Source organism: Massilia psychrophila (genome assembly GCF_002760665.1).
In the GTDB taxonomy this organism is placed as follows: domain Bacteria; phylum Pseudomonadota; class Gammaproteobacteria; order Burkholderiales; family Burkholderiaceae_D; genus JAFCUW01.
Window position 1 is genome coordinate 33,979 of record NZ_PDOB01000009.1, and the last position, 21,201, is coordinate 55,179.

Consider the following 21,201-nt stretch of genomic DNA (forward strand, 5'->3'; position numbering starts at 1 on the left):
GCAGCGGCGTCAGCAGACCGCGTGCATCCAGCCGTGTGCATCCGGCGCGGTGCCGTGCTGGATCGCCAGCAAGGCTTCGCGCAGCGCCATCGTCACCGGGCCGTTTTCGCCGTTGTTGATGGTCAGCTCGAAGCCGTTGGCCTTGACAAAGCCGACCGGCGTGATCACCGCGGCGGTGCCGCAGGCAAATACTTCGGTCATGCGGCCGGCCGCGATATCGTCGCGCCACTCTTTCACGCTGAGTTTGCGCTCGACCGTGCCGTAGCCGAGGTCGCGCCCGAGCTGCAGCAGACTGTCGCGCGTGATGCCGGGCAAGAGGGTGCCGGTCAGTTCCGGCGTCACGAGCGTGGTCTTGCCGTCTTGCTGGTACACGAAGAACAGGTTCATGCCGCCCATCTCTTCGACATACTCGCGCTGCACGGCGTCGAGCCAGACGACTTGGTCGCAGCCTTTTTGCTCGGCCTGCGCCTGCGCCACCAGGCTGGCGGCGTAGTTGCCGGCGCACTTCGCTTCGCCGGTGCCACCGGGGGCGGCGCGCACGAAGTCTTCACTGATCCACACCGTGACGGGCTTGACGCCTTTCGGAAAATAGGCGCCGGCAGGCGAGCCGAACATGACGAACAGGTATTCGAGGGCGGGGCGCACGCCGAGAAAAGGGTCGGTGGCGATCATCAGCGGACGCATGTACAGGCTTTCGCCGACGTTTTGCGGCACCCAGTTGCGCTCGAGCGTAATAAGCGCGTCGGCCGCTTGCATGAACAGCTCCGGCGGCAGCGCCGGCATGGCCAGGCGCTTGGCGCTGCGGTTGAAACGTTCGGCGTTCGATTGCGGGCGGAACGTCTTGACGCCGCCGTCGGGCTGGCCGAACGCCTTGAAGCCCTCGAAAATGGCTTGGCCGTAGTGCAGCGACGAACACGACGGATCCAGGCTCAACGGGCCGTAGGCCTTGATCTCGCCCTGTTGCCAGGCGCCGTCGCGGTAGGGAATGACCACCATGTGGTCGGTGAAGGTGCGCCCGAAGCTCAGTTTGCTCATGCGCGCGGCGCGCTCCGCGTCGCTATGGATGTTGGCCGATGGCGTGACGACGAGGCGTGGCTGGGTAGTGGTCATGGATAGTCCCGGATAGGTCAAAAAAATTCAGGCGCAACGGCCTCGTGCGGCCGCGCGTGAACGAACATACAGATTGTAGCGCGGCATGGCGCGGCCATGGTGAGCGGCAGCGCTTGCCGCCATGTTTTTGATCTGTAAGATCGGCTCTTGGAGCTTGCGACGTAACATTTGGGAGGCATGCATCATGCAACGCCGTAACATGTTGAAGAGCTTGTTGGTCGGGCCGCTCGCTTGCAGCGCGGACCTGGCCTTGGCGCAGGGCTTGATGGCGACCCCGGCGCAGACCGAAGGGCCTTTTTTTCCTGATAAACTGCCGCTCGATCAGGACAATGACCTGGTTCGCATTGCAGGACATCAGGCGCCAGCCGCAGGTGAAATCACCGAGTTGACGGGACGGATAGTAGACCTGAACGGCAAGCCGCTGGCGGGGGTGACGATCGAGATCTGGCAGGTCGATCACAACGGCCGTTACATCCATTCGGCCGATGCCAGCGTTAAAAACGATGCCAATTTTCAGGGCTACGGCCGGTTTGAAACCGGCCAGGGCGGGCAGTACCGGTTCCGCACCATCAAGCCGGTGCCGTATCCCGGACGCACCCCGCACATCCACGTCAGGCTGCGCGAGGGCGGCCACGAATTGCTGACCACTCAACTGTACGTGCAGGGCCACCCGCTCAACGAGCGCGATGGCGTCTTGCGCGCCATGCGCGACAGCAGGGCGCGCGCGTCGCTGATGGTACCGTTTTTGCCGAGCAAGGAAGGCCGCAGCGCACTGGCGGCAAGCTTTGACATTGTATTGGGAGTGACCGCGGCCACGTGAACGGCAGCCGCGATCAGTGCCATTACGGTGTCCTCACCTGCTTCAAGACAGCTTTATTGAGCGCGGGAAAGTTGCAATTCCCAATAACCGACATCGACCCACTGGCCGAACTTGCGCCCGACCCGTTTGAAAAGAGCAACTTTTTCGAATCCGACGCTTTCGTGCAGGCGCACGCTGGCGGTGTTCGGCTGCGCGATGCCACCCAGGACCACCTGCATGCCGCGTGCGCGCAAGTCGTCGATTAACGCCTGGTACAGTTGTGAGCCAATGCCTTGCCGGGCGAAGCCGGGCGCCACGTAGACGGTGCTCTCGACAGAAAAACGATAGGCGCTGCGCGATCGCCAAGGCGTCGCATATGCGAAGGCGACCACCGCTCCCTCGCGCGCGTATACATACCAGGGCAGCCGGGCGCCGACCTCGTCGACCCGGCGCGCCATGTCGTCGGCTTCGACCGCCTGTTCCTCGAACGTCACCGTGCTGGTTTCGACATAGTAGTTGTAGATCGCTGCAATGGCGGCGGCATCGGTAAGCTTGGCGAGTCGGATCGACATGAAAATGTTCGGTAGCGTGGATTAAATTTGGCAGATTTGCGGTATGCGGTCAGGCATATCTTTATTGTCGGCCAAAATTAATTTTTTGTCAATAATATTGTGGAAAAATTAAGTTATCCGGCCCATGTGCGAAGTACTTAACATTCGCATTTAACCATTGCCCGTATATTTACCTACTTGTTTACCCGTCTGCCAATCGTCTTGGTGGGTGTGTTCATTACCTTAAGGCGCCTAAAATGAAAAACCCAGTGCTCGTTCCCGTCGTCGTTGCCGCCTTTGCTGGCGCCGTCTTGCTCGGCGCCGCCTCCCTGGCCCTGGCCGCCGAAAATCCGCCCAAGGCCGAACCGGCCATGCAGAAAGTGCTCGACGCCCTTGCTTCGCTGGGCGGCAAGCCGGCCGAAACCCTGACCCCGGAAGAAGCGCGCAAGCAGCCGACGTTCGCCGACGCGGTCAAGAAAGTGACCAGCGACATGGGCAAGAGCGCCGCGCCCGACGCTGGCGTGACCGTCAAGGACATGTCGATCGCCGGCCCGCTGGGTAATTTTCCGATCCATATTTACACGCCGGAAGGCAAGGGGCCGTTCCCCGTCATGGTCTATTACCATGGCGGCGGCTTCGTCATCGCCGACACCAAAACCTATGACGCCTCACCGCGCGCGCTGGCGAAGATGGCCAACGCCATCATGGTGGCGGTCGACTATCACCTGGCGCCGGAACACCCATTCCCCGCCGCGCCGAACGATGCCTACGCGGCCTACCTCTGGACACTCGAGCATGCGAAGGAAATCAACGGCGATCCGGCCAGGGTGGCGGTCGGCGGCGAAAGCGCCGGCGGCAACCTGGCGACCGTGGTGTCGATGATGGCGCGCGACAAGAAAGTGGCGATGCCGGTGCACCAGTTGCTGGTCTACCCGGTCGTCGACGCCAACATGGAGACGCTTTCGTATCGCAGGAACGCCGAAGCCAAGCCGCTCAACAAGGCGAGCATGGCGTGGTTCTTCAAGCATTACGCGGGCGACCCGGCCAACCCCTATGCGCTGCCGATGAAAGCTGTTTCGCTAAAGGGACTGCCGCCTGCGACCGTCATCGCGGCCGAAATCGATCCCCTGCAGTCGGAAGGAAAAGCCTATGCCGACCGCCTGAAAAAAGATGGCGTCGCCGTGACATACAAGCAGTACATGGGGGTGACACATGAATTTTTCGGCATGGGCGCGGTGGTGCCGAAAGCAAAAGAAGCCGAGCAGTTCGCCGCCGATGCGCTGAAAAAGGCGTTTGCGGCCAAGAAATAAGACCGACAGCGACCGGGAAGGGCGACGGCTGCGATGCAAAAACAGGATTGAAATAAAAGCGAGGTCTGCTTGCGGTTCCCCGATGTATCTGGCGAACCTGGGTGACTTATGCCGCCAGCACGCAATTGCGTCCGTTTGCCTTGGCGCGGTACATCGCCGCATCGGCGCGACTGATCGCCTCGTCGAAGCGCTCGAGCGGCCTGGACGCCGTGACCCCGGCGGAGAAGGCGACCGCCAGCAGGGGATCGACGGCGTCGATGCGCATCGCCCCGATGCGCGCGGCAATGCGGTCCAGCACGGCCAGCGCCTCGTCGAGCCGGGTGTCGGGCATCAGCAGCAAAAATTCCTCGCCGCCCCAACGCGCCAGCGTATCGGCCACGCGCAAGGTGGCACCGGCTTCGCGGGCGAAGCTTTGCAGCACGGCGTCGCCGCCTGCATGGCCGTATTTGTCGTTGATAGCCTTGAAAAAATCGACGTCAATGGATCGACGCTTCGAACGGCGGATGGTGCCGCGGCTGCAGCCAAGCCAATGCCGCGGTGGCCGCGCCGAGGGCGGCAACGGCGAACGCGCTGAGCCAAAGGGTCTGGCGCGGGCGCAAGGCGAAGGCGCAGAAGACGAAGATCACCGGCAAGCCGATCAGCATGGCGCTACCCAGGTTGTCGAGCACGGCATACAGCGCCAGGGCTTGGACAATGGCAAACTGGGCCTGGGCGAGCGCCAGTTTCCAGTTGGGAATTTTTAACCACGGCGCGCAACGCAATAGAATATAAAACGCCACCACGCCGGACAGACACAACGAGACGACCAGAACCGCTGCCGGTCGGGCAATGTAGCCGCCCGTCACTTGGTGCCACACCACGGCGCAGCAAAAGCTGTACAGCAGCGCGGTGGCAGCCCAGTACGTCAACACGCTGCGCAGCTTCCGGGTGGTGCCAAACACCGCGTGTGACATCTTTTTAACCAGGGACATGCGGTATTATTGCTAACGAGAATGTATCAGTCTACTTTCTAATCGGACAGTGGCAAAAGAATATTCTGTAACGATTAGCCAAGTGCTTGTCGTATTGTTAGCGCAGTGCAACAAGTTGTTGCCCGTAGATTGTGTTCGTTCGCCTGGGTACAACTGGCACCGTCGAGAGCCTGTCGAAATGGTTGATCCGTGGCGTACTGGCCCGATCGACCGGTAGCCGCCGTCGAGTTGACAAGCGCGGCATGATAAACATGATAAACAAGTCATAATGCAGCGTCACCATCCCCCCCCCGAAGGACCGCCATGACCGACCTGTCCTCTTTTCCGATTACCAAAAAATGGCCCGCCGTCTATCCTGAGCAGATCCAGCTTTACTCGTTGCCGACGCCGAACGGCGTCAAGGTGTCGATCATGCTGGAAGAGACCGGGTTGCCGTACGAGGTTCACTTGGTCAGTTTCGACACGCAAGACCAGCTGACGCCGGAATTCATCTCACTCAGTTCCAACAACAAGATCCCGGCGATCCTCGATCCTAACGGACCCGGCGGCCAGCCGCTGGCGCTGTTCGAATCGGGGGCGATCCTGATCTACCTGGCCGAAAAAAGCGGCCAGTTGCTGCCGCAAGACGCCGCCGGCCGCTACCAGGCGATCCAGTGGGTGATGTTCCAGATGGGCGGCATCGGGCCGATGTTCGGCCAGCTCGGCTTCTTTCACAAGTTCGCCGGCAAGGACTACGAGGACAAGCGCCCGTTAGCGCGTTACGTCGCCGAAGTGAAGCGCCTGCTTGGCGTGCTTGACGCGCGTCTGGTGGGACGCAGCTGGATCATGGGCGACGACTACTCGATCGCCGACATCGCCACTTTTCCGTGGGTGCGCAACCTGATCGGCTTTTACAATGCGGGCGAGTTGGTCGCCATCAACGACTATCCGCAGGTGCTGCGCGTGCTGGACTCCTTCGTGGCGCGCCCGGCGGTGGCGCGCGGGCTCGAGATCCCGGCCCGGTAGGGGGACCCCCGGTTTGCGGACTAAGAGCTGCTTCTTATCGGCAGGCGGCACGCCGGCAAATAATTCCCAGTGCGAAATGCAGCATCGCGAGACAGGTACAGCTCTTCTTTTCCCAACGTACCGGTCAGCGTCGGAATCGATTCATCCGGCTATGAACCCGTTCGACAGCCATCGGCGTGCTTTCGCGCCTTCTACTCGCTTTTCGTCATGCTGCTGGCCGCGTGACTTCATGTGTGTCGTCAAGCCGAACTCGGCCACCAGAATACGAATGGCATCCTAGTCATGTCCTTTGTCCAGGCTCAGGTGCTGCGGCGTTTCGTGCGTCGGCTCGGGCCGCTCAATCATCAGTTGGGATAACGTCCGTTCCACCAACTTCATGTCATGCCGGTTTGCACCATCGATCTCAATGGCGATCGGTATGCCATTCGCTTCTGTCAGCAGGCTGCGCTTGACACCACCTTTGCCTCGGTCGGTCGCGTCGGGGCCGGTTTTTCCCCCACCCAATGGCGCCTTCGTCATTGCCCCATCGAGTGCCACCTTATGCGTGTAACCGAGCCGCTCGAGCACTTCAAAACCCAACAGCCCGTCGGACACCTCGCAGCTGCCCGGCGCCACGGCCAGCCGCCCCCAGAGCGTCAGGGCCGCGAACGAAAAGCCGGCGACCGGATCGAAACGCACTCGTTGCGGACGCCCTCGCGCATTTCCACTGCCGCGACGAAGGCCACCTTGTTCGTCGATCCGCGTCCCGGTCCGCCGCCGGTGCGCTCCCCGCCCAGGTAGGCGTCATCGACACGGATATCGCCTTCCAGCGGGCGATCGGCCTCGCGCTGGGCCATCGCCGCCATCAGCTTGTGCTTGAGCAGCCAGGCGGCCTTCCAGGAAATGCCCAACTGCCGCATCAAAGCCAGCGCTGCGATGTTCGTCTTCGACTGCGTGATCAGGTAGATCGCCAGGAACCACTTCGTCAACGGTAGGTGACCATGCTCCATCACCGTTCCCGAGCGCAGGCTGGTCTGATGCCGACAGGCGCCACACTGCCAGTACCGTCGTCCCTGCCGCCTGAATTCGTAAGCGGTTGTATGGCCGCACGGGCAAACGAACCCGTGCGGCCAGCGCGCCTTGATGAATGCGGTTTCGCACTGTTCCTCGCTGCCGTACTCCTTCAGGAATGCTGCCAGGGACAGCCCCTTCTGGAACTGAATTGCGTTGATCGCCATCATCGTCTCCTCAGTAACTCAAACATTCTGAAGATTTGACTCGGCGGGAGCGGTTGAGTTCTGAGGAAAAAACATAATCAGGTAATAGGTTGTTGCCTGATTTTCATTAGAGAGCGATGATTATTCGCTAGTCGGCGGGCATGTTATCGTGCATGTTATTGACTGCGACTGCGACTGCGACTGCGACTGCGACTGCGACTGCGATGGTGCCGGCAAATCCGGGCCATTCAGGCGTGATAACCCTGCATGCTTCGTTTTGCCAGTCAGACTCCCTGGAAGAAAAGCCGGGGTCTGCCTCCTTCAAGCCTTCTTGACGAATTCGCTCTTCAGGCTCATGGCGCCGAAGCCGTCGATCTTGCAATCGATGTCGTGGTCGCTGTCGACCAGCCGGATGTTCTTTACCTTGGTACCGACCTTGACGGTGCCGCCCGAGCCTTTCAGCTTCAGGTCCTTGATGACGGTGACGGTGTCGCCGTCCCGCAGGACGTTGCCGGCGCTATCGCGGTATACTTTCGGGCCCTCGACGGCGGCGCCGGCTTCGGCGTCGGTGGCGCTCCACTCGTGGCCGCATTCCGGACAGGCGAGCTGGACTCCGTCCTCATAGGTGAATTCGGAATTGCATTTCGGGCAGGGGGGCAGGGCGCTCATCGGATACTCCTTGTTGGCCAGGGCCGGCCTGTGACAGGCGCGCAGTATAGCAGCGCACATTGCAGGGTTACAGCGCCAGCGCGCCGGCCAGTTCCAGGGGCAGCTCCAGCGCGAGCACGCGGCAGCCGGGCAGTGGCGTCCATTCGGCCAGCGGTTCGCCATACAGCTTGAGGCAGGCTTCTCGCTCGGCCCAGGCCTGGGCGAAGGCGCGCGGTCGCTCAAGCTCGGGGAGCGCCGCCAGGCGGATGGCGCAAGCCATGCCGAGGTAGTCGTGGGCCACCCGCGCCCAGTCCGACGTTGCCCGCACTTCCACCAGGTCGAGGCCGACCGCGCCGTGCGGGTTGATCGCCACCATCGAGACGGCGCCGGCATGGCTGATCGACAGGCCCGGCACCAGAGGCCATCCTTCAATCGCCACGTGAGGCGCGCTGCCGGGGTTTGAATGCACGGCGATCCGTTCGATGGCGATGCCAAGAACGTGCGCCAGCGCCTCGCGCACGGCAATGCGGATGCGCGCGCGGGCCTGCGTCCGCTGCGCGCCCTTGCCGTCACCATCGCCATTGACAACCGAAATCACCAGCACTTCGTCGCCCCAGGGAGGCAGCGGCCCAGGCCAGGGATGGACAACGATCGCCATCAGCGCGCCGGGGCCGCCGGGCAGCCGGCCCAGCTCGAGCCGGCCGGGATGTGCTCGCCCTTCATTACCAGGGTCAGCGGGCCGAGGCGGGCGTTGTCGCCGACCTTCGCGCTGTAGAGCACCGCGCTGCGCGGCCCCATGTAGACCTTGCTGCCGATGTCGACATGGTCGATCTTCATGACCCGGTCTTCGAACAGGTGGGTCTGCGGGCAGGCAAACGCGTTGAGCTCGCTGTAGTCGCCGATGGTGACGCAATCGAACTCGGTGATGTCGGTGGTGTCGAGGTAGACGCCGCGGCCGATCTTGCAGCCCAGCAGGTTAAACGCGACAGGCAGCCACGGCGTGCCGCGCAGGTAGCGCATGAAGTTCGGCACGGCGATGCCTTCGTACATGTTGGTGACGCCTTCGGAGAGCCACACGAACGGTGTCCACATCGGGGCGGCGCGCTTGCGGTAGCGCCCCAGCAGCAACCATTTGAACGCCATCACGAACAGGTAGTTGCCGATGCCATAGATCAGGCCGGCCATTGCCAGGTCGCTCACTACTTCGCCCCAGCGCCCGGCGCCGGCGATCGGTACGACGTCGAGCACGACCGTGTAGCCGACGGCGATGACGACCGCGTGCGGGGCGACGATGCGAAACGCTTCGACCAGCGTGCGTCCCAGCCGGCGCAGCGGCGAGGGCCGGTACGTCAGCCACTCCGGGTAGCCACTCACTTCCTCGCGTGCCGGCAGGTGGATCGGCGGCGAGCCGAGCCAGGTGTCGCCGCTTTTCATCTGCTCATTATCGGGCGCGTAGGTGTGGACGCCGACCAGCACCCGTTCCGGCAGGATGGTGCCGTCGGGGATATAGCTGCCGTTGCCGACGAAACTGCGGTGCGACACCACCGTCGGCTGCATCGTCATCCAGCCGCCGTCGATCTGTTCGTCGCCGAGCATGACGGCGTCGGCGATGAAGGTTTCGTCGCCCAGGGTCAGCATGTCGGGAACCACGCCGAGGGCGGTGGAAATTTCGGCATCGCGCCCGACCTTGGCGCCCAGCAGGCGGTACCAGAACGGCGCGAACACGGTGGCGTAAATGCCATGCAACACGTTCAGGCTCGATTCCTGGATATGGCTGACCAGCCATTTCTGGCAGTAGGTATTGCTGTGCACGGCCGAGCGGCCGGGCTGCAGCCGCGGCATCGCCCCCCAGCGGATGCCGGCCGATACCAGCATCGTCAGCACGATCAGCACGGCGCTGGCCGGGAAGGCCAGCACGAAGTAGCGCGCCAGCTGGACGGTGACGCGCTCGCCCTGCAGCCACGGCATCAGTTCGCCCTCGTCGAACGAGTCGATCAGCACGAAACTCGGAAACACCGGCATGAAAAACAGGGTGGCGATCAGCAGCATGCCGAATACGAAGAACAGCGCTTCTCCGGCGACACGCAGGCGCCCCACGGCGGGGCGGGGCGGCACGTTGGATACGAACGGCTTGATGTCGCGCGCCGGCGAGCCGCCCCAGACGCGCCCGGCGGGGACGTGGACGCCGTCGGCCAGCGCTGCCTGGCCTTCGAGGTGGCCGGCCTGGCCGATCGAAGTATTGCCTTCCAGTACGGCGTACGAGGCGACGCAGGCGTCGTCGGCCAGAGTGATGCGTCCGAGCAGCAGGCGGCCGCGTTCAACCCGGGCGTTTTCGAAGTTGACGGCGTTGCCAATGCTGACATTGTTGCCGATGACCAGCAGATCGGGCGCGCGCAAGGTCATCGCGCCGATGATCACTTCGTCGCCGACGGTCGCGCCCAAGGCGCGCAGCCACCAGTTGTACAGCGATGATCCGGCCAGCAGGTAAACCGGCGCGGACTCGACCAGCCGGTCGGCCAGCCACCAGCGGTAGTACGTCAAGCCCCACAACGGGTAGGAGCCGGCTTTCAGGCGTCCGGCAACGATCCACTTGCCGGCGATCGCGAAGACGAATTCCATTATTGTCGCGAGCAGGAACACGCCGATCGAGGCGGCGATGGCGCGCGTGACCGAGTCGCCGGGCGAGCCGGTCAGGAAGTGGAAAGTAAAAAACGGCGCCAGCCACTGGGCCATGCGCAAGGTCACCAGGAACGGTACGGCGGCGGCCTGGGCCACGCCGCAACGCCAGCGCTGGACGCCAGAAGGCGGCGTCCAGTCGGCCTGGGCGGGGGTGGCAAGCGGCGCATCGGCCAGTGCGGCGGCGATCAGGCCGATCTTGCGGTGGTGGTAAATGTCGCGCACCGTCACGTGGGCGAAGGCCGGATCGGCGCGCAACGCGGACGCCAGGCGGGCGGCAAAAAACGAGTGTCCGCCGAGGTCGCTGAAAAAGTCGGCGTCGCGCCGGATCGGCTGGCCCGGGAACAGTGCCGCGAGGGCTGTGAACAGCGCGCTCTCGGCCGGCGTTTCCGGCACGCTTGACTCGCCCGCAGACGCGGCCGGCGCGATTGACAGCGGCATCGCCTTGAGCGCCTTGCGGTCGATCTTGCCGGAAGTGAGGCGCGGCATCGTGGCCAGAATTTCGTAGCGGCCGGGCACCATATATGGAGGCAAGTGTTCGACGAGCGCGTGGCGCAGGCTTGACCGCGCCAGCGCGGCGCTGCCGGCGGACAGCACGATGTAGGCGACCAGCTGGTCGATGTCATCAATCTTGCTCAGCAGCACCGCGACGGTGCCGACGCCATCCTGCTGGGCCAGCACGGTTTCTATCTCTCCCAGCTCGACGCGAAAGCCGCGGATCTTGACTTGGTCGTCGGTACGGCCGAGGCATTGCACTTCGCCATCGACATCAATGCGGGCCAGGTCGCCGGTGCGGTACAGGCGCGCATCCATGCTGCCCGCCGCCCACGGGTTGATCAGGAATTTATCCGCCGTCAGGTCGGGCCGGCCGAGGTAGCCCGCCGCCAGCCCGGGGCCGGTGATGCACAATTCGCCCGTCTCGCCGCGCGCCAGTAAACTGAGGGCCGGGCCTTCGGTGCCGATTACCAGCAAGCCGTAATTGGGCAGCGGCGTGCCGATGGTAATCAAGCGCCCTGGCTGCAGCCGCGCCAGGCTGGCCGACACCGTCGCTTCGGTCGGGCCGTAGGTATTGAACATCTCGCGGCCGGGGCGCGACCAGCGCAGGACGAGCGACTCGGGGCACATTTCGCCGCCCAGGTTAATCAGGCGCAGGCTGGCAACCTCCTCGGCAAACAGCGCCTGCAGGGTCGGCACCGCGTGCAGCACGGTGACCTTGTTGGCCGACAGCATGCGCGGCAAGGTTTCCGGGTCGCCCGAGATTTCCTTCGGACCGATCCAGAGCGTGGCGCCGACCAGGTACGCAATCCAGATTTCCTCGAACGACATGTCGAAGGCGACTGAAAAGCCCTGGTAGACGCGGTCGTCGGCGCGCACTCCCAGCACGGCGTTTTCGCTGCGCAAAAAGTGGCAGATGCTGCGCTGGGTGATCAGGATGCCCTTCGGCTTGCCGGTCGAGCCGGAGGTGTAGATGACGTAGGCCGGGGCATCGGGCGAGACGGCGCCGCGCTGGCGCATGGTTACGCCGGCACTTGACGGCGCGAGCATGGCTTGCGCCGTCCACACCGGACGCTCGACGCCGTCCAGTTGCGGCGCCATCAACGCATCAGTGACGATGCCGATCGCTGCCGCGTCGTCGAGGCACACTTGCAGCCGCTCGACCGGGGTGTCCTGGTCGACCGGCAGCCATGCCGCGCCGGTCTTGGCAATGGCCGCTTGCATCACCAGCAATTCGATCCCGCGCGGCATCCACAACCCGACGATGGCGCCGGGCACTACGCCCGCCTCGATCATGCGCGAGGCGGCCAGCCCGGCCATCCGGTCGAGCTCGAGGTAGCTGATTTCACGCTCGCCGTAGACCAGCGCTATGTAATCGGGACTGCGGCGCGCGGTCGCTTCGAGCAGGTCGGCAAGGATTTCTTCCCTCAGCAAGCCTGGGTCAAACGGGCCGTACAGGACGTTCGGGTTGATTTGGAACGGGGTGGTATCAAGCAGGGAGAGATCGTTCATGCGGGGCGGTTTCGGTTGACGCGAGCGGATGCCGCACCAAGCTCCACATTACAGGGAATTTCGCAAAAGGATGGTGCGCCTGAGAACTTTTTTAAGCCCGTGCCTGAACCCATGTGGGCTTGACATTTTTGCCGCATCCCACAATACGATCGAAAATTAACGAGGAGGTCACCGTGTCCCTACGATCATTCGGCGCCGTCACAGTGCTGGCGACGGCCATGTTGTGCGCCCTCGTGGCCGGCCTGATGCGCGTGCCGATGCACGCCGCCGGCATGCGCTGAAGCGTCAATCCTGTCTCAGCGCTCGCCCCAGCAGGTCGGCGCGCGGATAATCCCATTGCGGCACGCCCTGCGGGCAAGCCTTGCCGGCAAACTGCGCCAGGTCGATGGCGGAAAAATTCGACCGGGGCGTGGCGCTGAAACGGCTGTCCGCAGCCAGCATGCCGGTCAGTTGCGGCGCCCTCGCAAAGCGCAGCCAGGCGCGGAAATAGCAGTTGTCCCGCGCGAGCCGGCGCAACGCCGCCAGGCTGCCGTCATGATCGAGCAGGAGCGTGATCCCGGGCGCAAGCTCACGCCCGGACGAACCGCTCGACAAACCGGCGGGACACTGGCCTGGCGCCAGCATCGCCGGCGCCAGGCCCAGCACGCCGCTGCGCAGCCGGTAAGTGCCGCCAGCTTCGTTGCGTTCGACCGCGACGAAATTGAAGCACAGCGGATTGGCGGGATACGCCGACATCGCAGCGTCGACCAGTTCGCTGGCGGGATCGCGCCCGCGCAGCTCGTCGGCCAGCATGCGCGCGCCACGCGCCGAACCGACGCCTTGCACCGCCACGAATAGCAGGCAGGCGGCCAGGCCTGTTAGCAGGCCGCTGCGGCCATGGGTGCCGGCATGCGCCTGCGCCGCCCCGGCCACCAGCCCCACCAGTGCCAGCAGGATCAGCGAGCCCCAGTGCAGAAAGCCGGCCTGGAAGGCAAACAGCGGCACGCCGGTTAGCAGCAGCAGCAGCGGCACGCCGATAAATTTTCGTTTGACCATGAGCGCCAGCGGCGCCCCGGTGGCGATCCAGAATACCGGCTCGAGGATGAACACCATGTCGCCGTACAGCCAGCGCTGGTCGACTGGGTAAAACGGGTGGATGCCATAGGAATTGAGGAAGTCCATCGACAGGTGCAGCAGGAAGCCGAGGGTGATGGCGTACAGCAGCGCGCGCCGCGCATTGCCGCTGGTGGCCAGCAGCCGGCGCGCCGCCGGCCACAGCAGCCAGATCAACGCTGCCAGCAGCAGCGCCTGCGGCAAGGCGAACAGCAGCGTGTGGGTGTGGCCGCGGTGATGCAGCAGGTAGCCGAGCGGACGCGGCAGCAGTGACGTGAACACCAGGTCGAGGTCGGGGAAATTGCTCGCCGCCCAGCACGACACCAACAGCATGCGGCGCCGCACCTGCTGGCTGGCTGCTTCCGGTTCCGGCGCCACGCTGCGATGGACCAGTTCGCCGACTGCGAGTCCTGTCAGGGAATGACTAAGATTATCCATGCCGCAATCTACCATGCGGCTGAAGTAAAACCCCGGGCGGCCCGGGTACAGCTTGAAGTGCACATGCCGGTAGCGGAAAATCGCTTGTCCATGTCACAATACACAACGATACAAGAGGAGACTGGCCGATGACCCCGTACCAACACTTTATCGAAGCACGCGATTTCTTGTTGCAGCACCGCACCGAATACGAGCTAGCCCACCGCGGCTACATGGCGCCCGCGCTCAACGAATTCAACTGGGCGCTCGATTTCTTCGACGTCCAGGCGCGCGACAACCATACGCCGGCGCTGTGGGTGGTAAACGAAGACGGCGCGCAACAAAAGATCAGCTACGCCGACATGGCAACGGGCTCGAGCCGGGCCGCCAATTACCTGCGCGAACTGGGCGTCGGACGCGGCGACCGGGTCTTGCTGATGCTGCCGAACCGGGTCGAGCTGTGGGAAATCATGCTGGCAGGAATCAAGCTGGGCGCCGTGATGGTGCCGACCAGCATGCTGGCCATGCCGACCGACCTGGCCGACCGCATGCAGCGCGGTGAAATCCGCCATATCATCGCGCAGGACTCCGAGGCCGCCAAATTCGCCGGCATCGACGGCGGCGCCACCCGCATCGCGGTCGGCGCGGCCGTCGAGGGTTGGCACGACTACGCCGACAGCGTGCGCGCCGACCCAGGCTTCGTGCCGCAGGGCGTCACCCTGGCCCACGAACCGGTGCTGCTGTATTTTACGTCAGGCACCACGGCGAAACCGAAACTGGTGGTGCATAGCCACGAGAGCTATCCGGTCGGCCACTTGTCGACGATGTACTGGATCGGCCTGCAACCGGGCGACATACACTGGAACATCAGTTCGCCCGGCTGGGCCAAGCACGCCTGGAGTTGTTTTTTTGCGCCGTGGAACGCCGGCGCGACGGTGTTCGTGTTTAATTACGAGCGCTTCAACGCCAGGGCGGCGTTCGACATCATTGGGCGCTGCGGCGTGACGTCGCTGTGCGCGCCGCCCACTGTCTGGCGCATGATGATCCAGGAAGACCTGGCGGCGTGGAAGCTGCCGCTGCGCGAACTGGTCGGCGCGGGCGAACCGCTCAATTCGGAAGTCATCGAACAGGTCGAACAGGCCTGGGGCATTCGCATCCGCGACGGCTACGGGCAGTCCGAAACCACTGCGCAGATCGGCAATTCGCCGGGCCAGCCGATCAAACCGGGTTCGATGGGGCGGCCGCTGCCGGGCTACCATATCGTGCTGCTCGACGCTGACGACCATCCTGCCGACGAGGGTGAGATCGCGGTGGTGATCGAAACCGAGCTGGTCGGCCTGATGCTCGGCTACGAGCACGAGCACGAGAAAACCGCCGAGGTTATGCGCGCCGGCTTCTATCACACCGGCGACATCGCCACCCGCGACGCCGACGGCTATTATTTTTATGTCGGCCGCAACGACGACGTGTTCAAATCGTCCGGCTACCGCATCAGCCCGTTCGAACTCGAAAGCGTGCTGATCGAGCACGACGCGGTGCTGGAGGCGGCCATCGTGCCCAGTCCCGACGCGCTGCGCCTGTCGGTGCCGAAAGCATTTATTACCCTGCGCGATGGCGTCGCGCCGAGCAACGAGCTGGCGCAGTCGATCTTTGCCTATGCGCGCGAAAAACTGCCGGCATACAAGCGGATCCGCCGCATCGAGTTCCGCGAGCTGCCGAAAACCATCTCTGGCAAGATTCGCCGCGTCGAGCTGCGCAAAAGCGAAGCCATGCGCGACGATGCAGCCCCAAGCCAGGCCGAGTTCCGCGAGGACAATCCGGACTGAGGTGCCGGACGCGCCATCTCCACTTCGATTATGCATAGCCCTTCACTTGTCAGCACCATGTCTACATCCACATCTACATCCACACCGCGCCCGCCCTGCAAAGTCAAGCTCTCCCCGGTCCACGGCAACGGCGTCTTCGCCACCCGCCCGATCGAGGCGGGCGAGCGCATCATCGAGTATCTCGGCGAGCGCATCGACTGGCCGGAGGCGTTGCGGCGCACCGAGGCGAGCGACGGCCCGGTCAACCATACGTTTTATTTCAGCCTGGCCGACGGCAACGTCGTCGATGGCGGCAGCCGCGGCAACGACGCCCGCTGGATCAACCACGCCTGCGAGCCTAACTGCGAAGCCTATGAAGAAGACGGCCGGGTCTTCATCCATGCCTTGATGGAAATCGAGGCCGGCGAGGAACTCAATTACAACTACGCGCTGGTGTACGACGAACGCCACACCCCGGCGGTAAAACGCGCGTTTGGCTGCCTGTGCGGCACGCCGGGCTGTCTAGGCACCATGCTGGCGCCGAAGAAGCGCAAGTCGCGGGCGAAGGCCAAGACCAAGACCTAGAGCAGCTGACTGACGCCAGCGAAGGAACCGCTTGATGACTGCGCGGCGCTCGTCGCGAATATGCGATCGTGACGAACCCGAGTGCGTCGGGATTGCAGCCCATTCGTAGTTCCGCTTGCGACCCAACGCGGAAGTAGCTGGCCCGCTATTGAACGCCCCTTTCTGCGCTCCTCAAGAGACCAGCTTGTCTCTTCAATTTTTATTGACGCTTGCCTTGCCAGGAGCCGCTTCGGCACTGAGCGTCTGAGCAAGGGTCGCGCGCGCCTTGACCGCATAGTTACGGCAGGCGTTGGCATCGATGAAGGCGCCATTGCCGAGTGCCGCCTGTTTAGCCTTGCGCTCCCACAAGCCACCCGCTTCCGGATGCGCGGCGACGAGGATGTCGCAGGGCAGCGCTTGAATCGTGGTGATCGAGCGCTCGACGTCCGCCTGCGCCTTCGGGTAAAGCGGATTGCCGCTGAAACGCAGGCCTTTGGCGGCCAGCGCAGTCAGGCTGTCGGCAAACACGACGTTCACGGTCCGCCCATTTTCTTCGGCTTGCCAGGTCCAGCTGGTTCCGCCCTTGGTGTGTCCTGGCGTGAAGTGCGCGGTCACGGCCAGCGGCCCGAGATGGATGGTTTCGCCGTCACGTACTGCGCGGGTGCGAGCGACCGGTGGCATGGGAGTCAAGTTCGGATATTGCGCATCGGCCCGATCTGGCTGGCCGTTCTCGAGCACCCGGACAGAGGCCGCACTGGCCAGCACCGTTGCGCCGCTCAGCTTCTGCAAGTCTACGATGGCCCCTGCATGATCTTGGTGGGCGTGTGAGTTCAGGATGTAGCGGATGTCTTCGACCCGGAAGCCGAGCTTGCGGATATGCGCCACAACGTGAACCGCTGCCGCAGGTCCGCCGACATCGACGAGGATGTGTCCCGCTGACGATGTAATCAGCACAGCGCTAATCCCACCGGTGCCGACGTAATAGGTGTTTCCGTACACGGGGAAAGGGTCTTGCGGCGCGTACCAGTCTGCCGCCTTGGCAGTGGTGAGGAATGCTCCTAAAAAAAACATGGAGCACCCGAGAAGTTTCTTTTTCATTCTTGTCCTGAGGATAATTTAAGGATGTCTGTCCAGGCGTCGGCACTACGGCATGCTGCGACTGCGAAGCGCCAACGCCAACGCCAGCATTGTAGAGATAAAGATATGTGACTAATGCGCAAATTGTCACACTGTAACCGGCCGCTTTTGGCCGACTGCTGCCTCTCGCAACAGGCAGCTCCCGCCCGAAGCAGCCTTGACATACTGTTGCGCATATTAACTGCATCCTGGTCGGCGTCGGCTTTTGCGAGCGCCTGTTCGCCGACTGCCTGGGCAGGGCGTGTTCCACACCGCTGACTTCGCCGGCCAGGGCCTTGCGCGCTAAGACCGTCATCCTCGCGAAGGCGGGGATCCATGCTGAGCAGGCCGAAGGTTGACTAGATTCCGGCAGAGATTCTAGGAGCGGACGTGGCGAAGTGCGGACCGCGTCGAGTCGCAAAGGGGGTATGGATCCCCGCGTGCGCGAGGATGACGGTCTTTGGGATAGCGAATCTATCAGCGCCTGCGGTGCGCTTCGTCCAATACCTACAACGCCACCGGGTAAGTCTCGGGCGCTTCCCCTCGTCGCCCAGTGGCTGGCCGGCTCGAGCGGCTCCGCCGCGCCGGTGGTGGCGAAGCGGAGGATGGCGTCGAACTGGCGCGGAAGCTGGGACGAAAAATAGTGGCTCTGGCGGTTCGCCGACGTGCGAGTTATGTTCCCACACGACGAATCAGTTCGGGGTTGGTGTGGTTCGGCATGACGGATCACCGGTTTCCGGTTGAAGGCGCCAGGCTTCGGCCAGCAGTGCCTGCACTTCGGCGTCGGCGGTCTGGTCGAAATGGCGGTACCAGTGGCTGACGGCCATAAACCCCAACGGCGCCGACAGGCACACCATCTCGTCCACTTCGCCAGCAAGCGCGGCGACGCTCTCGGGCGGACCGACGGGCGCGGCGATGACCAACCGCGCAACATGGCTGCGGCGCACTACCTCGACCGCGGCGCGCAAAGTGGCGCCGGTGGCGATGCCGTCGTCGACCAGAATAATGCAGCGGCCCGCAAGCTGGGGCGGCGGGCGGCCGGCACGGTAGAGCCGGCCGCGGCGTTCGATTTCGGCCATCTCGCGCGCGCTGGCCTCTTCGATCTGCTTCATCGAGACGCGGCCAGATTCGACCAGGCCGGCCTGCAGCACGCGCACGCCGCCGGCGCCGACCGCGCCCATCGCGTATTCGGCGTGGCCGGGCAGGCCGAGTTTGCGCACCAGCATGATGTCGAGCTCAACGCCGAGGGCTTGCGCCACCGCGAAGCCGACCGGCACGCCGCCGCGTGGCAATGCCAGCACCAGCACGTCGGCGCGCCCGGCATAAGTCAACAGCGCTTGCGCCAGCAGTTTGCCGGCGTGGGCGCGGTCGGTGAATCGTTCTGGCGTGTCCATGCGAATGACTTCCGTTGCGCTCTTGATAGGCAACCGTGCGGAGATTTCCGCGGCTGATTGTTTGACAGGAAAACAGCGTAACGGTTGCAGCAGGCTGCGGCAAATGTCGACGATGGGGCGGGCAAGCGCGGGCTTGCCCTGCAGCGGCCGCATGGCAGCCATGCAACGACGAGCAACGCGGCACCCGCGTGTCAGGCGCACCGGCAGCGACCGCGGTCTGCCGGGATAGGCTCTCAGCCCAGGTTTTCGCGGTGAAAGCGCAGGTGCGCTTCCATGAACGTCGAGATGAAGTAATAGCCGTGGTCGTAGCCGGCGTGGCGCCGGATTTCGAGGCGCTGGCCGGCCTGTGCGCAGGCCGTTTCGAACATATCCGGGCGCAGTTGCGTGGTGAGGAATTTGTCGGCCAGGCCCTGGTCGATCAGGATGCCGTCGGGGAAGGGCGCCTGCATCGTGCGCATCAGTTCGCTTGCGTCGTAACGCTGCCAGGCGGCGTGGTCGGCGCCGAGGTAGCCGGTGAACGCTTTTTCGCCCCATGGGCAAAGCGAGGGCGCGGCGATCGGCGCGAACGCCGACACCGAACGGAACAGATCGGGGTTACGCAGGGCCAGCACCAGCGCGCCATGGCCGCCCATCGAATGGCCGAAGATGCCGGTACGCTCGCCGTCGACCGGCAGCGTGGCGATCACCAGTTCGCGCAATTCGAGCAGGTAGCTGTACATGCGGTAATGTTCGCTCCACGGCGCTGTGGTGGCGTCGAGATAGAAGCCGGCGCCGGCGCCGAAGTCCCAGGCATCGAGCTCGCCCGCGACGCCGGTGTCGCGCGGGCTGGTATCGGGGGCCACCAAAATCATCCCTTCGCGCGCGGCATGGCGCTGGGCGCCGGCCTTGGTCATGAAAGTTTCTTCGTTGCAGGTCAGCCCTGCCAGATAGAACATGGCCGGCAGGCGTTCGCCGGCGGCGGCGCTCGGCAGGAACACCGAAAAGCGCATCGGCAGGCCGATAGCGCTCGAGTGGTGGCGGTAAAAGCGTTGCAGGCCGCCGAAGCAGGCGTGCTCGCTGATGAGTTCTGGCATACGATATCCTGATCTGGTTGACTGCCGCAGTATGCCTTGCTGCGCCGATCTTTGCCAATTCGCCTAGCGAAGCGGGGGTGGGAGCCCGAGGTGGCGCTCGACGGTGGCGCGGATCGCCTCGAAGTTGTCGCTGGCCGCCGCCAGGTCGCCGGCCAGCAGGGTGTAGCGGGCGCGCACCTCCAGTTCGGTGGGCGCGTGCTGGCCGGGCAGGCGCGGCAAGGGTGACGGCGCGGGCGCCATCGACAGCAGGTCAACGGCAGCGTCGCGGGTGAGGCTGGCCCAAGCGCCGACCCGCACGCCCGCGTACAGCAGCTTCGCTTCCATCAGCATGCAACCGCCGGCCATGCAGGCATAGTAAAACATGGTGTCGGCGTCGACGCGCAAGTTCAATGGGCTGCGGATGGCTACGTCATGGATGATCGAAGCGCGCCGGTAGTTGCCGGTGTACGGGCTGCCAAGCGAAGACCAGAGTGTGCGCGGAATGCTGGCGCCGTTGGTGATGGCTCCTGTTAAAGCCTCCCAGCGGCGGCCTTGCGGGTCGATGTACCAGAACGCCTCTAACAGGCACATGTTGCTGTCTTCGCCCCGTTCGCACAGCCATTCGGTCTTCGGATTGCCTGAAAAACTGCCGTAGCCCATGATTGCCCACCTCCTTGGTGCCAGTACAGCACGCTTAGGGCGGGAGGTGCTGGCGCAAGGTCAAGATTGGAGTCAGGCTCGAAGCCGGCCGCGCTGATCGCCCCGCACCGGGGCAGCGGCATCTTTGCGCTCAACCAGTTCGCGCTGGACCATGGCCGGTACGCCACCGAAACCTTGCCATGCCGGTAAGGTCAACGACACAAACAGGTCGGTCGGCGATTGCCGGCAGGGCCGCGCGGGAGGTGGTGCAGGTGTCATGTGTCATGCGTCATGATCGCGTGCGCCAGGGTCGCTGTCCATGCGGGGCCGCCTTCCCGGTGCGGCGTGGCGAATGGCAAGACAGGTCCGGGCCGGCCGCTGACGATATTGCAAATTCGATGGAAAAGTGACATTGACTTTACAATATATTGTCAGATACTCCGAAGGCGATGACGCTTTGCCGTCTCAACTGGAAGGAACTGCGATGAATTTACTGCGCAACGACAACGACACCGCCGGCACCTGCGCCGAGAACGAACAAAACTACGAACGGCGCGACGATCGCTGCCGCGACATCGTCGACCATGCGATCGCCGTCCAGCACTCGCGAAATACCATGTCCGCCGTCGAATACCTGAAGTCGCATGACATCACTGCCGACGTTATCGAGCGCGTGATGCTCTGGCCCGAGCGCCGGCGCCGCCGCGGCTTCGGGTAAGTACGGCACTCATACCCCGAGCGCCGCGCGCCTTGTGCGGTCGCACGCTTGCCGGCCAGTCCAGAAAAATGTCAAAATAATATTGAATTTTGTTCTGTTCCGTTCGCCTGCACAGGATGCTTATGGACAAA

Annotated in this window: 19 protein-coding genes and 2 pseudogenes; 6 read left to right on the forward strand and 15 right to left on the reverse strand. The window is 63.8% G+C overall.

Annotated elements, in window-relative coordinates:
- Positions 1–9: 9 nt before the first annotated feature.
- Positions 10–1,110, reverse strand: coding sequence for a branched-chain amino acid aminotransferase (locus CR103_RS07755; protein WP_099915422.1), 1,101 nt, complete (start codon positions 1,108–1,110; stop codon positions 10–12).
- A gap of 184 nt (positions 1,111–1,294) precedes the next feature.
- Here CR103_RS07755 and CR103_RS07760 point away from each other — a divergent pair, with 184 nt between their 5' ends.
- Entirely contained in the window at positions 1,295–1,930 is a 636-nt protein-coding gene (locus CR103_RS07760) for a dioxygenase family protein (RefSeq protein WP_099915423.1), read from the forward strand.
- Between the two features lie 53 nt (positions 1,931–1,983).
- Here CR103_RS07760 and CR103_RS07765 read toward each other — a convergent pair whose 3' ends face one another.
- Positions 1,984–2,481: an arsinothricin resistance N-acetyltransferase ArsN1 family B gene (locus CR103_RS07765; RefSeq protein ID WP_099915424.1), complete on the reverse strand. Its 498-nt coding sequence runs from the start codon at positions 2,479–2,481 to the stop codon at positions 1,984–1,986.
- A gap of 236 nt (positions 2,482–2,717) precedes the next feature.
- On the opposite strand from CR103_RS07765, the gene CR103_RS07770 reads away from it, so the two are divergent.
- Complete coding sequence (locus CR103_RS07770) at positions 2,718–3,770, forward strand: alpha/beta hydrolase (protein ID WP_218968454.1); 1,053 nt, start codon at positions 2,718–2,720, stop codon at positions 3,768–3,770.
- A gap of 106 nt (positions 3,771–3,876) precedes the next feature.
- On the opposite strand, the gene CR103_RS07775 is transcribed toward CR103_RS07770, so the two are convergent.
- Both CR103_RS07775 and CR103_RS07780 read right to left on the reverse strand, forming a co-directional pair.
- A complete protein-coding gene (locus tag CR103_RS07775) occupies positions 3,877–4,191 on the reverse strand; it encodes a diguanylate cyclase (protein WP_229442863.1) in 315 nt (104 codons plus the stop codon).
- 55 nt (positions 4,192–4,246) lie between these two features.
- Entirely contained in the window at positions 4,247–4,741 is a 495-nt protein-coding gene (locus tag CR103_RS07780) for a hypothetical protein (protein ID WP_099915426.1), read from the reverse strand.
- 303 nt (positions 4,742–5,044) lie between these two features.
- On the opposite strand from CR103_RS07780, the gene CR103_RS07785 reads away from it, so the two are divergent.
- A complete protein-coding gene (locus CR103_RS07785; RefSeq protein ID WP_099915427.1) occupies positions 5,045–5,746 on the forward strand; it encodes a glutathione S-transferase N-terminal domain-containing protein in 702 nt (233 codons plus the stop codon).
- A 34-nt stretch (positions 5,747–5,780) separates the two neighbouring features.
- On the opposite strand, the pseudogene CR103_RS23290 reads toward CR103_RS07785, so the two are convergent.
- The 6 genes and pseudogenes from CR103_RS23290 to CR103_RS07815 form a co-directional block, all read right to left on the reverse strand.
- A pseudogene (locus tag CR103_RS23290) lies at positions 5,781–6,334 on the reverse strand (IS5 family transposase); the annotation flags it as partial.
- 47 nt (positions 6,335–6,381) lie between these two features.
- A complete protein-coding gene (locus tag CR103_RS07795) occupies positions 6,382–6,963 on the reverse strand; it encodes an IS1595 family transposase (RefSeq protein ID WP_180279318.1) in 582 nt (193 codons plus the stop codon).
- 300 nt (positions 6,964–7,263) lie between these two features.
- Positions 7,264–7,611, reverse strand: a complete 348-nt coding sequence (locus CR103_RS07800; protein ID WP_099915430.1) for a zinc ribbon domain-containing protein YjdM — start codon at positions 7,609–7,611, stop codon at positions 7,264–7,266.
- Between the two features lie 67 nt (positions 7,612–7,678).
- The gene (locus tag CR103_RS07805) at positions 7,679–8,248 is read right to left on the reverse strand and encodes a 4'-phosphopantetheinyl transferase family protein (protein ID WP_099915431.1); all 570 of its coding nucleotides are present in this window, start codon (positions 8,246–8,248) and stop codon (positions 7,679–7,681) included.
- Positions 8,248–12,273, reverse strand: a complete 4,026-nt coding sequence (locus CR103_RS07810) for a Pls/PosA family non-ribosomal peptide synthetase (RefSeq protein ID WP_099915432.1) — start codon at positions 12,271–12,273, stop codon at positions 8,248–8,250. The genes CR103_RS07805 and CR103_RS07810 overlap by 1 nt, the downstream gene beginning before the upstream one ends.
- A 285-nt stretch (positions 12,274–12,558) precedes the next feature.
- A complete protein-coding gene (locus CR103_RS07815) occupies positions 12,559–13,803 on the reverse strand; it encodes a metal-dependent hydrolase (protein ID WP_099915499.1) in 1,245 nt (414 codons plus the stop codon).
- Positions 13,804–13,931: 128 nt separating this feature from the next.
- Between CR103_RS07815 and CR103_RS07820 the strand changes: the two genes are divergently transcribed.
- The gene (locus CR103_RS07820) at positions 13,932–15,608 is read left to right on the forward strand and encodes an AMP-binding protein (RefSeq protein WP_099915433.1); all 1,677 of its coding nucleotides are present in this window, start codon (positions 13,932–13,934) and stop codon (positions 15,606–15,608) included.
- 57 nt (positions 15,609–15,665) lie between these two features.
- Complete coding sequence (locus CR103_RS07825) at positions 15,666–16,172, forward strand: SET domain-containing protein (RefSeq protein WP_099915434.1); 507 nt, start codon at positions 15,666–15,668, stop codon at positions 16,170–16,172.
- Between the two features lie 192 nt (positions 16,173–16,364).
- On the opposite strand, the gene bla is transcribed toward CR103_RS07825, so the two are convergent.
- The 5 genes and pseudogenes from bla to CR103_RS23295 form a co-directional block, all read right to left on the reverse strand.
- Positions 16,365–17,249 carry a subclass B3 metallo-beta-lactamase gene (bla, locus tag CR103_RS07830; RefSeq protein WP_099915435.1) on the reverse strand — a complete coding sequence of 295 codons (885 nt, stop codon included), beginning with the start codon at positions 17,247–17,249 and terminating at the stop codon, positions 16,365–16,367.
- A 710-nt stretch (positions 17,250–17,959) separates the two neighbouring features.
- Positions 17,960–18,661: a phosphoribosyltransferase gene (locus tag CR103_RS07835; RefSeq protein ID WP_099915500.1), complete on the reverse strand. Its 702-nt coding sequence runs from the start codon at positions 18,659–18,661 to the stop codon at positions 17,960–17,962.
- Positions 18,662–18,894: 233 nt separating this feature from the next.
- Positions 18,895–19,734 carry an S-formylglutathione hydrolase gene (fghA, locus tag CR103_RS07840; RefSeq protein WP_099915436.1) on the reverse strand — a complete coding sequence of 280 codons (840 nt, stop codon included), beginning with the start codon at positions 19,732–19,734 and terminating at the stop codon, positions 18,895–18,897.
- Positions 19,735–19,797: 63 nt separating this feature from the next.
- Complete coding sequence (locus CR103_RS07845; RefSeq protein WP_099915437.1) at positions 19,798–20,373, reverse strand: DUF1353 domain-containing protein; 576 nt, start codon at positions 20,371–20,373, stop codon at positions 19,798–19,800.
- Between the two features lie 123 nt (positions 20,374–20,496).
- Positions 20,497–20,631, reverse strand: a pseudogene (locus CR103_RS23295) (chromate transporter); the annotation flags it as partial.
- 205 nt (positions 20,632–20,836) lie between these two features.
- On the opposite strand from CR103_RS23295, the gene CR103_RS07855 reads away from it, so the two are divergent.
- Positions 20,837–21,070, forward strand: coding sequence for a hypothetical protein (locus CR103_RS07855; RefSeq protein WP_099915438.1), 234 nt, complete (start codon positions 20,837–20,839; stop codon positions 21,068–21,070).
- Positions 21,071–21,201 lie beyond the last annotated feature (131 nt).